Raw genomic sequence first — 15623 nt, 5'->3', positions numbered from 1 at the left:
GCGTCAGTTCGCGTCGAGGAGCTTCAGCTCGGGGTGCGCCGTGCCGCCCTCGATCGCCGTGGAGGAGATGTGCGAGGCGACGCGCTCGTCGACCGGGTCGTTCGCCGGGTCGTCGTGGACGACGATGTGCTCGTACGTGGTGGTGCGCTGGGCCGGGACGCGGTCCGCGGTGCGGATCATGTCGATCATCTCGCGCAGGTTGGAGCGGTGCTTGGCGCCGGCCGAGGAGACGACGTTCTCCTCCAGCATGATCGAACCGAGGTCGTCCGCGCCGTAGTGGAGGGTCAGCTGGCCGATCTCCTTGCCCGTGGTGAGCCACGAGCCCTGGATGTGCGCGATGTTGTCGAAGAAGAGCCGGCTGACGGCGATCATGCGCAGGTACTCGAACAGCGTGGCGTGCGTGCGGCCCTTGAGGTGGTTGTTCTCGGGCTGGTACGTGTACGGGATGAAGGCCCGGAAGCCGCCCGTCCGGTCCTGCACGTCACGGATCATGCGCAGGTGCTCGATCCGCTCGGCGTTGGTCTCGCCGGTGCCCATCAGCATGGTGGAGGTGGACTCGACGCCCAGCTTGTGGGCGATCTCCATGATCTCAAGCCAGCGCTCGCCGCTCTCCTTGAGCGGGGCGATGGCCTTGCGGGGCCGCTCCGGCAGCAGCTCGGCGCCGGCGCCCGCGAAGGAGTCGAGGCCGGCGGCGTGGATCCGGGTGATGGCCTCCTCGACGGAGACGCCGCTGATCCGGGCCATGTGCTCGACCTCGGACGCGCCGAGGGAGTGGATGACCAGCTGCGGGAACTCGGCCTTGATGGCGGCGAAGTGCTTCTCGTAGTACTCGACGCCATAGTCCGGGTGGTGGCCGCCCTGGAACATGATCTGCGTGCCGCCGAGCTCCACGGTCTCCGCGCAGCGGCGCAGGATGTCGTCGAGGTCGCGGCTCCAGCCCTTCTTCGTGTCCTTCGGAGCGGCGTAGAAGGCGCAGAACTTGCAGGCCGTGACACAGATGTTCGTGTAGTTGATGTTGCGCTCGATGATGTACGTCGCGATGTGCTCGGTCCCCGCGTACCGGCGGCGGCGCACGGCGTCGGCGGCGGAGCCGAGGGCGTGCAGGGGCGCCGAGCGGTAGAGGTCGAGCGCCTCCTCCGGGGTGATCCGGCCACCCGCGGCAGCGCGGTCGAGAACAGACTGGAGTTCGGCCTTCTCGGTCACCGGGTGTGTCCCTTTCGGAGGGGTTCTGATCGACCGAACCAGCGTACGCCAGCGCTCCTCGCGGCTTCCCTCGGGTGGCGCGCGGGGCGCCCGCGCCCATACCGGAAGGGACGGGCGCGGATATGGGGGATGAATTACCGGACGGAGGCGCGACGGCGAATTCCGGGAAGCCGAGGAGAAGCCGGCGGGAAGCCGACGGGAAGCCGACGAGAGGGGGACGGCGAGCCGACGGGAAGCCGAATCGGGAACCCGGAACGCGCGCGTCCCGCTAATCCCGCGCGGGCGGAAGCAGTTCGACGGTGACGTCCGCCGGGTAGCCGGTCGTGGGGCCGGTGCGGCGGGCGAACTCACGGACGCCGGCGAGCTGCTCGGGGCCGAATCGGAAGTCGAGGGTACGGAAGTACCGCTCCAGGAGTTCGGCGTCGAAGGTCTCCCAGCGGGCGGCCTGCTCGGCCACCTTCGTGACCTCTTCGAGGGAGAGGTCACGGGAGGCGAGGAACGCCTCGTGGACCTCGTGGACGGTCGCCGGCTCGCGCTCCAGGAAGTCCCTGCGCGCCGCCCACACCGCGAAGACGAACGGCAGGCCCGTCCAGTCCTTCCACATCTGGCCGAGGTCGTGGACCTGGAGGCCGAGCCGGGGCGCGTCGTGCAGCGAGGCCCGCAGGGCGGCGTCGCCGATGAGGACGGCCGCCTCGGCCTCCTGCATCATCACGCCCAGGTCAGGGGGGCAGGTGTAGTAGTCCGGCGTCACCCCGTACCGCTCGGCGAGCAGCAGCTGGGCCAGGCGTACGGAGGTGCGGGAGGTGGAGCCGAGCGCGACGCGGGCGCCGTCCAGCTCCTCCAGGGGGCGCTGGGAGACGATCACGCAGGACATGACGGGCCCGTCGCACCCGACGGCGATGTCCGGGAGCGCGACCAGGTCGGACGCGTTGCGGAGGTATTCGACGAGGGTGATGGGGCCGATGTCCAGATCGCCCCGCACGAGCCGCTCGCTGAGCTTCTCCGGGGTGTCCTTGGTGAGCTCGAGGTCGAGGAGCGTTCCGGTCCTGGCCAGGCCCCAGTAGAGGGGGAGGCAGTTCAGGAACTGGATGTGCCCGACGCGGGGCCGGCTGCGCTGCTGGTCGTCGGTTGCATTGTCCACATCGTGAGGCTAGACCCGTCTCGTACTGTGGGCATCGGCGGGGCACGCGCGTCAGCACACGGAGCGAGATCAAACATGCGAGTGACGTGATCTTTCCCTCTACCGCCCCGGGCGACCTGCGTGCTACGCTCGACGCAAGTTGCAGTTTGGTTTCCCTTGCAGTACAGAGCCTGCGGAGCATGTGACCCGCAGGCTTTTGTAGTTTTCAGACTTGTTTGCAGGTTCTGGAGCAGGGCGACCCTTTGGCCCATAGGAGGGCTCATGGCTACCGGAACCGTGAAGTGGTTCAACGCTGAAAAGGGCTTCGGCTTCATCGCCCAGGACGGCGGCGGCCCGGATGTCTTCGTCCACTACTCCGCGATCAACGCGAACGGCTTCCGTTCGCTCGAGGAGAACCAGCTCGTGACCTTCGACGTCACGCAGGGCCCGAAGGGCCCGCAGGCGGAGAACGTCTCCCCGGCCTAAGGTGCCTGGGTCGGCGAAGCACGACTAGAGCAGTACCCAAGGAGCCCCGCTCCGTGCCTTCGGGCACGAGCGGGGCTCCTGCCCTTTTCCGGCCGGACGTACGTAGTCTGGACACATGACCGAACGCAAACCGCCGGGAGTCAGCTTCGAGTCGTTCGTGGACAAGCAGATCCGCGAGGCGTCGGAGCGGGGAGAGTTCAGCACCCTGCCGGGCTTCGGCAAGCCGCTGCCCGACGACTCCGCCCCGTACGACGAGCTCTGGTGGATCAAGGGCAAGATGCACCGCGAGGGCGCGTCCGTCCTGCCGCCGTCACTGGCCCTGCGCAAGGCGGCCGAGGACGCGGAGGCGGCGGTGGCCGCCGCCGTCTCGGAGAGCCAGGTCCGGCGGATCCTCGGGGAGATCAACACGAAGATCGCCGAGGCGCTGGCCCGGCCGCCGGCCGGTCCGCCGCTGAACCTCAAGCCGTTCGACGTCGAGGCGACGGTCGAGCGGTGGCGGGAGGCACGTACCTCCTGATCCCGGGAGGGCCGTGGGCCACCTGACAACGTACGGAGTCCCCATGTCCGCCATGAACAGCGCAGGCCTGCTCGTCGACTCGTTCGGCCGGGTGCATGAGGCCGTCCACGAGGCCGTGGAAGGCCTCACCGAGGACGAGCTCGCCGTCCGGATCGATCCGGACGCCAACTCGGTCGCCTGGCTCGTCTGGCATCTGACCCGGGTCCAGGACGACCACCTCGCGGGCGCCTTCGACGGGGAGCAGCTGTGGGAGTCGGACGGCTGGCGGGACCGCTTCGGGCTGCCCTTCGGGAAGCGGGCGACCGGATACGGCCAGACGAGCGCCCAGGTGGGCAAGGTGCGCGCCCCGGCGGAGCTGCTGCTCGGCTACCACGACGCCGTCCACGAGCGGACCCTGGACCTGGTGCGGTCCCTGACGAACGCCGACCTCGACCGGGTCGTCGACGCCGCCTGGGACCCGCCGGTCACCCTCGGCGTCCGGCTGGTCTCGGTGATCGCGGAGGACCTCCAGCACGCGGGTCAGGCGGCGTTCGTGCGGGGTGTGGTCGAGCGGCGGTAGAACGTACGGCCGAAGACCGTACAACCATCGGTGTCGATCATGGGTCCAATCGACGTGCGGCAACCGCCGCAGCCGGTTGTATCTGGGGGGATTGCACTGTGCAGTACCGTTCGTCGACCCGTCTTCTCGCCGCCGTCACCGCCGTCCTGGCCGTCACGGCCGGCACCGGCCTGACGGCCGTCTCCGCGACCGCCGCCCCCGTGACCGCCGTACAGGCGCCCGCCCAGGCGGCGGACGTCACCACGCTGCCGCACCCCACGGAGCTCGTCAGCGCCGGCGAGACCGGCTTCCTCACCCGCGCCGTGTACCCGTCCGGCGCCGAGTACCGCTGGACGAACTACTCCAGCGGCGCCACGAAGTCCCTGACCCAGCCCCGCACCACGTTCCTGGGCGCCCAGTCCGACATCGTCTTCTCCCGCAAGGACACGGAGTCGACCTACTGGATCAACCCCATGACCGGCGGCACCGGTGGCATCGGGTACGGGCTGTCCCACGACGACCAGCGTTACGCGCTCCGCGGCATCGCCGGCGAGACGCTGGTGATGTCGTTCACCGACCCGGACACCGGCGTCCTCGACGTCAACCTGATGAGCCGCGCCACGGGCAGCAAGACCATCATCGACGTCCCCGGCATCCCCGGCACCGCCCGGCTGGGCCGCGTCTGGGCCTCCACCCCCGGCATCGCCCTGATCCAGTACACCGACGGCGGGTACACCTACATCGTCACGGTGGACACCGCCACCGGGCAGTTCGTGGACAGTCCGATCCAGACGCACTCCGAGCGGCCCGCCGCCGACGCCTTCGTCTCCCGCACCCACTGGGCCTGGATCGAGCGCACGGCCACCGGCCGCGTCCAGCTGCTGACCGTCCCCCGTGGCGTCACCGCCGAACCGGTCGTCACGTACCTCGGCCAGGCCGCGACCAACCAGGACGTGGACGTCAACCTGGTGGGGAACTGGGTGACCACCACCGAACTCAACGGCGGTACCGCGCCCGTCCCCTCGGCCCTCTTCCCGCTGACCGCCCGCCGTCTGGGCGACCCCTCGACCACGGTCAAGCTGCTCGACCACGTCTCCACCACGGCCACCGCCCCCAACGGCGACCTCTACGCGCGCGGCGGCACCGTCGCCCACGGCGAGGGCGTCTACCGGATCTCCCCCGGCGCCGACGGCACGCCGACCGCCACCCTGGTGGCGAGCACCGACGCCCCCACCGTCCTGACCCTCACGCACACCGACGTCCCGGCCACGATCGACTTCGACGCGAACGGCGGCAAGGTCAGGCTCCAGTGGCAGCTGTCCCGCGCGAACGCGGGCGGCAAGGTCGTCCTGCGGCACGTCCGCACCGGCCGGAGCCACGAGTTCGCCCTCCAGAACGGCGAGGTCGTGCGCGACTGGCGGGGCGAGTTCGCCGACGGCCCCGCGCCCAACGGCGACTACGTCTGGGAGCTCACCGCCAAGCCGCTCAACGGCATCGGCCCGGACCTGAAGAAGACCGGCACCTTCAAGGTGACCCGCAAGGCCGGCCTGCACGACTACGACGACAACGGCGCCGTGGACCTGCTGTCCCGCGACGCCTCCGGCAAGCTGTGGCGCGACGAGGTCAGGAAGACGGAGAGCTCCTCCGACTACTGGTCGCTGGAGAGCAAGCTGGTCGGCGCCGGATGGAACGGCTACGACCAGATCGAGGCCGTCGGCAACGTCGCCGGCGCCCCCGCTCCCGACATGGTCGCGCGGGACACCACCGGCGTCCTCTGGCTGTACCTCGGCAAGGGCGACGGCACCTTCGCGCCCCGCACCAGGATCGGCGGCGGCTGGAACGGCTACAACAAGATCACCGGCGGCAGCGACCTCGACGGCGACGGCTGGTCGGACCTGCTCGCCACCGACGCGGCCGGCGTCCTGTGGGCGTACCGGGGCACCGGCAACTGGACGGCGCCCTTCGGGGGCCGTGCGAAGGTCGGCGGGGGCTGGAACTCGATGAACCAGATCACCGCCGTCGGCGACGTCACCGGCACGCCCCGGGGCGACCTCCTCGCCCGCGACACCGCCGGCGTCCTCTGGCTCTACCCGGGCGCGAGCGCCAACTCGTTCGGCACCCGGGTGCGGGTCGGCGCGGGCTGGGGGGCGTACACCCACCTCGTCGGCATGGGCGACGTGGACCGCGACGGGCGGAACGACCTGTTCGCGTACGGCAAGAGCGGCTCGTTCGTCTACCGCGGCACGGGCGACGCGGCGATCCCGTTCGGCCCGCGCGAGAACAGCTCGGTCTACCCGGCGACGCCGACCCCGCGCCACCCGATCGTCTGACGCACACGCCGTACACCGGCGGCCGGTGGCCCGAGGTCGGGCCACCGGCCGCCGGTGGCCGGGCTGCCGGGCGTCGGGCTCCCACCGACTGACGCCTGACGCCGACCGCCCGCCGCCCGCCGCCCGCCGCCCGCCGCCCGCCGCCCGCCCGAACGTCTCCCGAGCTCGTCCCTCCCGTAGAGAGAAGCGTCCCCGTGATGCACCCACCCGCCCGCCGGCGGCGGCAGACCGCCGCCGTCGCCGCCGTGCTCGCCGTCGTCACCGCCGCCGGACTCGCGGCCCCGGCCCTGGCCGCCGCGCCGGTGCCGGTCGTCACCCCCGTCCCTCCGCTCGCCGCGCCCGGGGCGCTGGGGAACGACCTGACCGTCCCGGCCGACTCGACCCTCCTCAGCGCCGGCCGGTCCGGCGTGCTGAGCGTCACCGGCGGGTCGAACCCCGTCCACCGCTGGACGCGGTTCTCGGACGGCGTCACCACCACGCTCCCCACGGGCAGCCACTGGGGAGCCCCGGGCACGGACACCGTCGTCTCGCGGAACGGGGCCGTGTTCACGCTCACCGACATGAGCGGGGCCGCGGAGCCCGTCGTGGTCGACACCTCCGCCTTCAACACCGACGCCACCCCGTACACCCTGCTCAGGGTCGTCGGCTCCACCCTCGTCATGACGACGAAGGTGGGCGACGCGTACGCGTACCACCTGGTCTCCAAGGAGGCGGGCCAGGCCGTCGACCGCCCGGTCGTCCCACCCGCGGACGCCAGGCCGCTGCTCAACTACAGCACCGTGCCCGGCACGTTCGTGCTCCACTACCTCCGCGTCGTGAACGGCGTCCACACGAAGCACGTGGGCGTCGTGGACCTCGCCACCGGCGCCGTCACCGAGTCGTACGACGCCCCGCCGACCACCGTGACCGGCTCCACCGCCGTCACCCCGACCCACGTGGCCTGGACCGAGCTGCCCGCCGGGGGCAAGGCCACCCTCGCCGTCGCCCGCCGCGGCGGCACGGCCGTCGAGCGGTTCCCGGTGGACACCCTCCAGGGCACCCGGAGCCTGGTGCTCCGGGCCGTCGGCGAGTGGGTGACGTACGACCGCGACGGCGGCTCCACGGCCACCTGGACCGACCCCGCGCACCAGCTGACCGCCCGCTCCCTGAAGACCGGCGAGACGCTGGGCCTCATGGACCACGTCGTGTCCAGCACCACCGACGCCGACGGCAACCTGCTCGTCCTCGGCGGGACGCTCGCCCGCGGCGAGGGCCTGTACCGCGTCGCACCCGCCGCCGACGGCTCCCCGGTCGCCACCCTGCTGTCCGGCTCCGGCCGGCCCACCGCCCTGACCCTGACGGACGAGAGCCTCCCGCCGTCCGGCGTCGTCGACCTCGACCGCGACGGCGGGGTGCTGAAGGCGTCGGGCAGGCTCAGCCGGCCCCAGGTGCGGGTGAGCCTCGTCGTCATCCACACCGCGTCCCGCCTGATCGGGAGCACCGAGCAGGTCATCGGCACCGGCCCGGCCGACTTCGCCGTCACCTGGAACGAGGCGTTCAACAACGGCCTCCCCGCCTACAACGGCGCGTACAGCTGGAAGTTGACGGCCCACCCCGCGAACGGCATCGGGCCCGACGTCGTCCGCACCGGCACCTTCACCGTGACCCGCGCGCCGAAGCCCCACGACTTCGACGACAACGGCTCGCCGGACCTCCTCGCCCGGGACGGTCTCGGCCGCCTGCGCTCGTACGACATCAACCAGATCACCCGCACCCCCGAGGTCGTGCGGCCGGACCCGGTGGACCTCGGGACGGGCTGGTCCACGTACGACCGGATCGCGGCCACCGGCGACATCGCCGGGACGACCGCCCCGGACCTCGTCGCCCGCGACAGGACCGGCGTCCTCTGGCTCCACCAGGGCAACGGCAAGGGCCTCGCGTCCCGGACGAGGGTCGGCGGCGGCTGGTCGGTCTACGACAAGCTGACCGCGGGCTCCGACCTCACCGGCGACGGCCGGCCCGACCTCCTCGCCACCGACACGGCCGGCACGCTGTGGCTGTACAAGGCCACCGGCGACGCCGCCGCGCCGTTCGCCAAGCGGGTGAAGCTCGGCGGCGGCTGGGGCGTCTTCAACCAGCTCACCGCGACCGGCGACCTCGGCGGCGCCGCCGCCGGGGACCTCGTCGCCCGCGACAAGGCGGGCGTCCTCTGGCTGTACCTCGGCAAGGGCGACGGCACGTTCGCGCCCCGCACCAGGATCGGCGGCGGCTGGGGCGTGTACACACAGCTCGTCGGCGTCGGCGACGTCGACCGCGACGGCCGGAACGACCTGATCGCGAACATCGAGGACAGCGGCCCGTACGCCCAACTCGTCGTCTACCGGGGCACCGGCGCCTGGAACGCGCCGTTCGCACCGCGCGGGGCGGCCCACAACCCCATCCTGGGCGAAGGGGCGATCGACCTCTCGTGACCCGCGGGGCGGCCACGTGCAACAGCCCGCGGCCGCCCTGCGCGGCATCCCGCCTCGCCCGTACCACCCCGCCCGTACCATCACGTCCGTACCATCGCGTCCGTGACCAGCGGAAAGTTCCTTCTCTTCGACGTCGACGGCACCCTCGTGGACGCCGTCTCCAATCAGCGGCTCGTCTGGCACGCGTGGGCCGCGCGGTACGGGCTCGACGGGGACGAGGTGTACGCCGTCGCGCTGCGGACGCGGCCCGTCGAGACCTTCGCGGCCGTGGCCCCCGGGCAGGACCCCGACGAGTGCCTCGCCCTGCTCCACGCGCTGGAGGACGAGGACGTCCGTACGGGCTCGTACGCGGCCTTCGCCGGGGCCGCCGAGCTGCTCGGCGTGCTGCCGGCGGGCCGGTGGGCGCTCGTGACGTCGAACTACGAGCACCGGGTGCGGGGGCGGTTCGAGCGGACCGGGCTCCCGGTGCCGGGGGTGGTCGTGGACGCGGCCTCGGTGACCGAGGGGAAGCCGTCCCCGGTGCCGTACCTCCTCGCCGCCGAGAAGCTCGGCGCCGACCCGGCGGACTGCCTGGTGATCGAGGACGCGCCGTCGGGGGTCGCGTCGGGCCTGGCGGCCGGGATGACGGTCTGGACGGTCAACACCGAGGCCCCGCACCCCGGGGCCCACCGGCACTTCCGCACGCTGGCGGAGGCCGCACCCCACCTCGTGGCCACGCTGGCCTGATCCGGCGCCCGAGGGAACCCGCAGCCGCTCAACCACAGTACGGCAACAACCACTTGGCTCCGATTCAGATCGGAAACCGCCTCGGCTACTGTGTGCCCCATGCAGGGGGAACTGGAAAATAATTCTAATCCGGGCAGCCTCGAAGGCAGTGGGGCCATGCCGCTCGAACCGGGCGATCCCCGGCAGATCGGCGCCTTTCGGCTGCTCGGGGTCCTCGGGTCCGGGGGGATGGGCCGGGTCTATCTCGGCGCCGTGCCGGGGAAGTTCGCGGCCGTGAAGCGGGTGCTTCCCGTGCTCGCCGAGGACGCGGACTTCCTGAGCCACTTCGGGCACGAGCTCGACAACCTCGCCCGGCTGCCCGCCGGGGCCAACACCAAGCTGCTCGCGAGCGACCGGACCGCCAAGCCGCCGTGGTTCGCGACCGAGTTCATCCCGGGCATCACGCTCAACGAGGCCATCCGGCTGCACGGCGGCCCGCTGCCCGGCCCCGCCCTCTGGCGGCTGCTCCGTCACGCGGCCGCCGGGCTCGGGGTCGTCCACGGCGCCGACATGGTGCACCGCGACCTCAAGCCGTCCAACGTCATGCTCACCTCCTCCGGGCTCTCCCTCATCGACTTCGGCGTCGCCCGCGCCGCCGACCAGAGCCGTCTCACCAAGACCGGCATGGTCATCGGCACGCCCGCCTACATGGCCCCCGAGCAGGCCGTGGCCGACCGGCAACTGACCGGCGCCGCCGATGTGTTCGCCCTCGGCAGCCTCCTCCTGTACGCCGCCAACGGACGGCCCCCGTTCGGCGACGGCTCCGGTCCCGACCTGCTCTACCGCGTCGTCCACGGCGAGCCCGAGTTCGGGCAGCTCACCGAGACCGAGCCCGCGCTCGCCGAGCTCGTCCGCTCCTGCCTCGCCAAGGACCCGGCGGACCGCCCGACGGCCGCCGAGCTCGTGGAGCGGACCACCGAGCACGCCGAGGGCGCCCTCTGGCCCTCCGCGGTCGGTGAGCGGATCGCCGAGCGGGCCGCCTTCGCCGCCGAGGCGCCGACCGCCGAGCTCCTGGCGGCGCTCGCGGAGGCCGAGCCCGCCGAGGACGTCCCCACGGCCTCCCTCACCCCGCAGCCGGGCGCGAAGGAGCCCGCGACCGCCTCGCCCGATCCGCTCGCCGTCACCGGTTCGGCCGCGTCCGGGGCGCGGGAGAAGCAGCGGCGCAACCGCTTCGTCATGCTCGCCGTGCCCGTGGTGGTGGCGACCGGCACGACCCTGACCGTGGCCCTCGGCCCGTACCAGATCGGCCGGCTCGGCGCGGGCCCCGAGCCGTCCTCGTCGCCGTCCGCGGTGGTCTCCCAGCCGGCCGACGTCCAGCTTCCGTCGAGCGCGCCCGGGTCGCCGTCCGCCTCGGCCCCGCCGGGCTCCACTCCCCCGTCGTCCCCGCCGCCCGGCTCCCCCGGCGCCCCGCCCCCGCCCGCCGACGGCGGTGCCGGGGCCGGCGGCGCGGGGGCCGGCGGCGCGGGCGACGCGGGGGGTACGGGCACCCAGCCCGGTGGCGGCGGCAATGTGGCCGGCGGCGGCGGGAACGGCTCCGGCGGCGCGGGGGGCTCCCAGCCCTCCGGCGGCGGCTCCCGGCCCACGACCCCGTCCGGTGGCGGCACCACGACCCGGCCGCCCGCCCCGAAGCCGACGCCGACCACCCAGAAGCCCGCGCCCCCGCCGGCCACCGGCGGCGGGTCGGCGCCCTCGGGGCGGTACTCCCTGGAGAACGCCTCCAACGGCCAGTGCCTGGGCGAGAACAACGCGGGCTACGCCATCCTCGTCAACACCTACGAGTGCGGCTCCTCGCCCAGCAGCATCTCGTACTCCTGGACCTACTCGGCCGGCTCGAACGGCACCTTCCGGCTGATCAGCAAGGTGTCCGGGAAGTGCCTGCAGCCGTCGGGCTCCAGCGTCACGATCGCCCCCTGCAACGGCTCCACCGTCCAGTCCTGGAAGGTGGGCACCACGACGTCGTCCGGGCGGACCATCAAGAACATGCAGGACGGCCAGTGCCTGCTGACCGGTCCCCCGTGGGTGATGACGTACACCTGCAACGCCGGCGACCGCGCTCAGCTCTGGCGGAACATCTCACCCATGTGACGCCGGCCCGAACACCGGGACCGTGACGTCCCCCTCCGGCCGGAAGGCGACCTCCAGATCCATCCCGATCCGGAGCTCGCCCTCCGGCACGCCGACGACCTCGGTCATCATGCGGGGCCCCTCGGCGAGGTCGACGACGGCCGCCACGTACGGCACGCGCTCGCCGAAGGGCGGGAGGTCGTTCCGGTGGACGACGGACCAGGTGTAGAGGGTGGCCCGGCCGCTCGCGCGCTCCCAGGCCACGTCCTCGCTCCAGCAGTGCGGGCAGAACTCGCGCGGGTAGTGGTGGACGCGGGCGCAGGCCGCGCAGCGGCGGACCAGGAGGTGGCCCTCGGCCGCCGCGTCCCAGTACGGGCGGGTGAAGGCGTCGATGTCGGGGGTGGCCGCCGTCATCGGAAGAGTCCGATCGCGTGGTCGAGGGACCAGGTCTGCCAGGACATGGCGAACAGCGCGACGAGGGAGATGAGCGCCATCATCGCGTTCTGCCCCTGCTCGGCCCAGTCGTGGATCATGAGGACGAGGTAGAGGAGGTTGAGGAGGAGGCCGCCGATCAGGGCGACCGGGGTCAGGAAGCCGGTCACCAGGCCGAGTCCCAGGGCGAGTTCGGCGTAGACGACGACGTACGCCATGAGCTTGGGGCGGGGTGCCACGATCGCCTCGAAGCCCTTCTTGACCGGCGGCCACTTGTGCTTGCCCGCCACGTCGGCGGCCCAGGCGATGCCGGTGCCGCGCTCGAACCAGCCCTTCCTGTCCTTGTGGCGCCAGCTCTCCAGCCACCACAGGCCGAGGCCGATGCGGAGGACGGCGAGCCATTCGGCGCCGGTGAGCCAGACGGTCTGCATGCGCGCTCCCCCTCGTGGGACACCACGGAATCTGACGGTACGTCAGTTCAGCGCAGCCGGGGCCCGCGCGCAAGGGGCGGGCGGCGGGCGGGTGGCGGACAGGGGGTGCGACCCGGGGCCGACGGGCGGGCGCCGAGGGGCCGGCGGACGGCGCGGCCCGGACCGATGGCCGAGCGGCGTGACCGATTCGCAACCGAAATCCGGCTTGACCGAGACCCACAGCGTGTACACGTCATTACGCTCAGCATTCATGTCCACCACCCCCCTTGCACCCTCTTCACCGGCCGGCCACCCCGTGTACGTCATCGGCGCCGGCCCCGGCGGGCTCGCCGTCGCCGCGGCCCTCCGCGCGCGGGGCGTCCGGGCCGTCGTCCTGGAGAGGTCCGACGCCGTCGGCGCCTCCTGGCGCGCCCACTACGACCGGCTGCGGCTGCACACCACCCGGCGGCTCTCCGCCCTCCCCGGCCTGAAGATGCCCCGCTCCTTCGGCCGCTGGGTCGCCCGCGCGGACGTGGTGCGCTACCTGGAGAAGTACGCCGAGAAGCACGAGCTGGAGATCGTCACCGGCGTCGAGGTCTTCCGGGTCGAACGGGCGGGCGCGGACTGGGTCCTGCACGCGACCGGCGGACGGCGGCTCACCGGGCGGGCGGTGGTCGTGGCCACCGGGTTCAACCACACCCCGCGGGTGCCCGAATGGCCCGGGCTCGACCGTTACGAGGGCGAGCTGAGCCACGCCCGCGAGTACCGCCATCCCGGGCCGTACGCCGGGAAGGACGTCCTCGTCGTCGGCATCGGCAACACCGGGGCCGAGATCGCCGCCGACCTCGCCGAGGGCGGCGCGGGCCGGGTGCGGCTCGCGGTGCGGACGGTGCCGCACATCGTGCGCCGCACCACCGCCGGATGGCCCGCCCAGCGCACCGGCATCCTGGTGCGCCGCCTGCCGACGGGGCTCGTCGACCGGATGGGCGCCCTGATGGCCCGGGCCGGGACGCCCGACCTCTCGGCGTACGGGCTGCCCCGGCCGGACACCGGGCTCGCCACCCGGATGCGCGAGGGCGCGGTGCCGGTGCAGGACGTGGGTCTGATCGACGCCGTACGGGCGGGGAAGGTGGGGATCGTCGCCGCCGTCGAGGCCTTCGAGGGCGGCGAGGTCGTCCTCGCGGACGGCACCCGGATCGCCCCCGACGCGGTGATCGCGGCGACCGGCTACCGCCGCGCCCTGGAACCGCTCGTCGGCCATCTGAACGTGCTCGACGACCGCGGTCGCCCGGTCGCCCACGGCCCCCGTTCGCCGCGCGAGGCACCCGGCCTGTACTTCACCGGCTTCACGAACCCGATCAGCGGGATGTTCCGGGAGCTGGCGATCGACGCGGAGAAGATCGCGCGCCGGATCGCCCGCACCACCGGGCGGGGTCAGAAGAGGGAGATGCCCTTGTAGCCCCAGCCCGCCTTCACCCGGGGCTTCATGCCGCCCTTGCCGTCGCCGTCGTACCGCCAGAGCACCCCCGCGGTGTCGAGGGCGAGGACATCGGTGACGCCGTCACCGGAGAGGTCGCCCGCGCCGGTGAGGGTGAGGCCCTTCCAGCCCCAGCCGACCTTGTAAGCGGCACCCCGCTCGTAGCGGTAGAGGTCGCCGGACGGGAACAGGCCGAGGTAGTTCTGGTGGCCGCCGCGGGTGAACGCGCCGACGCCCGTGAAGCGCTGGCCGGTGTACCCGGTGCCGACCCGCCGACGGCTCTGGAGGCCGCCGTGGCCGTCGCCCGGGTACTGCCAGACGGCACCCACGGCGTCGACGGCGAGGATGTCGGCGTAGCCGTCCCCGGTCAGGTCGCCGACCCCCGTGACCTTGTAGTCCTTCCAGCCGGTGCCCAGCTTCACCTTCGGCGCGAAGCCGCCGGTGGCGGTGCCGTCGAGCCGCCACAGGACGCCGGCCGCGTCCTGGACGAGCGCGTCGGGGCGGCCGTCGGCGCCCAGGTCGCCGGCCGCGGTGAAGCGCTGGCCCTTCCAGCCCCAGCCGATCCTCACCCGAGGCTTGAAGGCGCCGCCGCCGCTGCCGTCGTAGCGCCAGAGGACGCCGGCGGAGTCCAGGGCGAGGGCGTCGGGGCGGCCGTCGCCGGAGTAGTCGTGGCGGAAGGTGCCGTGGGGGCTCCAGCCGCGCGGGGTGACCCAGGAGAGGTCGGCGGCGGTGGTGTCGGGGGCCGAGAGGTTCTTGGGCGTGCTGCCGGGAGCGGTGGCGCTGCTGACGGTGGCCTGCTGCTCCGTACCGCCGGAGAGGTACGCGACCTGGGAGCCGTCCGGGGACCACTCGGGGAACAGGACGTTCTTGCCCTTGGACAGGGAGTACTCGGCGCCGCCGTCCAGGACTCGGGCCCGGACGTCGTACGCGCCGTCGACGTAGGCCGCGAAGGCGAGCCGTTCGCCGTCCGGCGAGAACGTCGGGTGCAGGCCGTAGGCGACCTGCTGCGGCTCGCCGCCGACGCGCGGGTCCCAGGTCCGGATGGTGCTGCCGCGCAGGAAGGTGATGCGCCCGTCCCAGGCGACGTCGACCTGGGTGTCCCAGGTCCGCTCGGGCGAGGCGAAGACGTATCCGAGGCCGGTGCCGTCGAGGTTCACCCGCATGATGCGCAGGCGGTCGTGGCCCGGCTTGCCGCGGAAGCTCAGGTAGAGCTGCTTGCCGTCGGGGGTCCAGTCGAGGCCGGTGAGCCAGCCGTCGGGCTCGTCGACGTCCATGCGGACGGGGCGCGCGTTGCGGCCGTCGGCGTCGGCGACCCAGATGTCGCCGTAGCCGTCGTTGTTGATGAAGGCCATGCGCAGGCCGTCGGGTGAGTAGCTGACGCCGCTGATGTCGGCCGGGGTCAGGCCCGGGCCGCTGGGAACGAGGGTGCGCCGGTCGGTGCCGTCGGTGTTGACCGTGATGATGCTGCTGTGGCGGACGCCGTCGACGGTCTTGTACTCGGTGAAGACCACCCGGGGCTTCGGCGCGCCCGCCGCGGCCTGGGCGGGGGTCGCCCCGGTCGCCGTGAGGGCGGCGGAGGAGGCGAGGACGGCCAGGGCCGCGCCGAGGGCGCGGCGGCGGCCCCGCGGCCGGACGGTGGTGCCGGCGGTGCTGGTCGTGCGGATGGTGCTGGTCCTGCGGGTCACGTGGTCCCCCTGGGGCGGAGTCGTCGGACGCGGTCGTTCGGGGCGTCCGGAGGTGAGACGGACCGCCGATCCGAATGGTTGTACGGACTTCCCCGGGCCGGATCGGGCTTCCCGCCGCACACCCATTCCTGACTGAGCGTCAGTTC

Annotated in this window: 13 protein-coding genes; 8 read left to right on the top strand and 5 right to left on the bottom strand. The window is 72.9% G+C overall.

Annotated elements, in window-relative coordinates; translation table 11 throughout:
- Nucleotides 1-3 precede the first annotated feature (3 nt).
- Both mqnC and DEJ43_RS21305 read right to left on the bottom strand, forming a co-directional pair.
- On the bottom strand, nt 4-1203 hold the full coding sequence (gene mqnC / locus DEJ43_RS21310) for a cyclic dehypoxanthinyl futalosine synthase (protein WP_015035455.1): 1200 nt from the start codon (nt 1201-1203) through the stop codon (nt 4-6).
- Nucleotides 1204-1471: 268 nt separating this feature from the next.
- Nucleotides 1472-2344, bottom strand: coding sequence for a menaquinone biosynthetic enzyme MqnA/MqnD family protein (locus DEJ43_RS21305; RefSeq protein ID WP_015035454.1), 873 nt, complete (start codon nt 2342-2344; stop codon nt 1472-1474).
- A 261-nt stretch (nt 2345-2605) separates the two neighbouring features.
- Between DEJ43_RS21305 and DEJ43_RS21300 the strand changes: the two genes are divergently transcribed.
- The 7 genes from DEJ43_RS21300 (at nt 2606) to DEJ43_RS21270 (ending at nt 11494) form a co-directional block, all read left to right on the top strand.
- Nucleotides 2606-2809, top strand: coding sequence for a cold-shock protein (locus DEJ43_RS21300; protein WP_015035453.1), 204 nt, complete (start codon nt 2606-2608; stop codon nt 2807-2809).
- A gap of 115 nt (nt 2810-2924) precedes the next feature.
- Complete coding sequence (locus DEJ43_RS21295; protein ID WP_015035452.1) at nt 2925-3326, top strand: DnaJ family domain-containing protein; 402 nt, start codon at nt 2925-2927, stop codon at nt 3324-3326.
- Nucleotides 3327-3378: 52 nt separating this feature from the next.
- Nucleotides 3379-3885, top strand: coding sequence for a mycothiol transferase (locus DEJ43_RS21290; protein ID WP_041664115.1), 507 nt, complete (start codon nt 3379-3381; stop codon nt 3883-3885).
- A 98-nt stretch (nt 3886-3983) separates the two neighbouring features.
- Nucleotides 3984-6194 carry a VCBS repeat-containing protein gene (locus DEJ43_RS37545; protein ID WP_015035450.1) on the top strand — a complete coding sequence of 737 codons (2211 nt, stop codon included), beginning with the start codon at nt 3984-3986 and terminating at the stop codon, nt 6192-6194.
- 197 nt (nt 6195-6391) lie between these two features.
- A complete protein-coding gene (locus tag DEJ43_RS21280; protein ID WP_015035449.1) occupies nt 6392-8644 on the top strand; it encodes an FG-GAP repeat domain-containing protein in 2253 nt (750 codons plus the stop codon).
- Between the two features lie 102 nt (nt 8645-8746).
- Entirely contained in the window at nt 8747-9370 is a 624-nt protein-coding gene (locus DEJ43_RS21275; protein ID WP_015035448.1) for an HAD family hydrolase, read from the top strand.
- Between the two features lie 99 nt (nt 9371-9469).
- Entirely contained in the window at nt 9470-11494 is a 2025-nt protein-coding gene (locus tag DEJ43_RS21270) for a serine/threonine-protein kinase (RefSeq protein WP_233447972.1), read from the top strand.
- Here DEJ43_RS21270 and DEJ43_RS21265 read toward each other — a convergent pair.
- Together DEJ43_RS21265 and DEJ43_RS21260 are read right to left on the bottom strand one after the other, a co-directional pair.
- Nucleotides 11483-11887, bottom strand: a complete 405-nt coding sequence (locus DEJ43_RS21265; protein WP_015035446.1) for a Zn-ribbon domain-containing OB-fold protein — start codon at nt 11885-11887, stop codon at nt 11483-11485. The genes DEJ43_RS21270 and DEJ43_RS21265 overlap by 12 nt on opposite strands.
- Nucleotides 11884-12336, bottom strand: a complete 453-nt coding sequence (locus DEJ43_RS21260; RefSeq protein WP_015035445.1) for a DoxX family membrane protein — start codon at nt 12334-12336, stop codon at nt 11884-11886. Before DEJ43_RS21260 ends, DEJ43_RS21265 begins: the two co-directional genes overlap by 4 nt.
- A gap of 250 nt (nt 12337-12586) precedes the next feature.
- Here DEJ43_RS21260 and DEJ43_RS21255 point away from each other — a divergent pair, with 250 nt between their 5' ends.
- Nucleotides 12587-13774, top strand: coding sequence for a flavin-containing monooxygenase (locus tag DEJ43_RS21255; protein WP_051025912.1), 1188 nt, complete (start codon nt 12587-12589; stop codon nt 13772-13774).
- Here DEJ43_RS21255 and DEJ43_RS21250 read toward each other — a convergent pair.
- Nucleotides 13750-15477, bottom strand: a complete 1728-nt coding sequence (locus DEJ43_RS21250; protein WP_015035443.1) for a VCBS repeat-containing protein — start codon at nt 15475-15477, stop codon at nt 13750-13752. The genes DEJ43_RS21255 and DEJ43_RS21250 overlap by 25 nt on opposite strands.
- Nucleotides 15478-15623: the final 146 nt, after the last annotated feature.

The organism is Streptomyces venezuelae ATCC 10712 (genome assembly GCF_008639165.1).
GTDB lineage: Bacteria > Actinomycetota > Actinomycetes > Streptomycetales > Streptomycetaceae > Streptomyces > Streptomyces venezuelae.
This window is presented reverse-complemented; position numbering and strand designations above follow the sequence as displayed.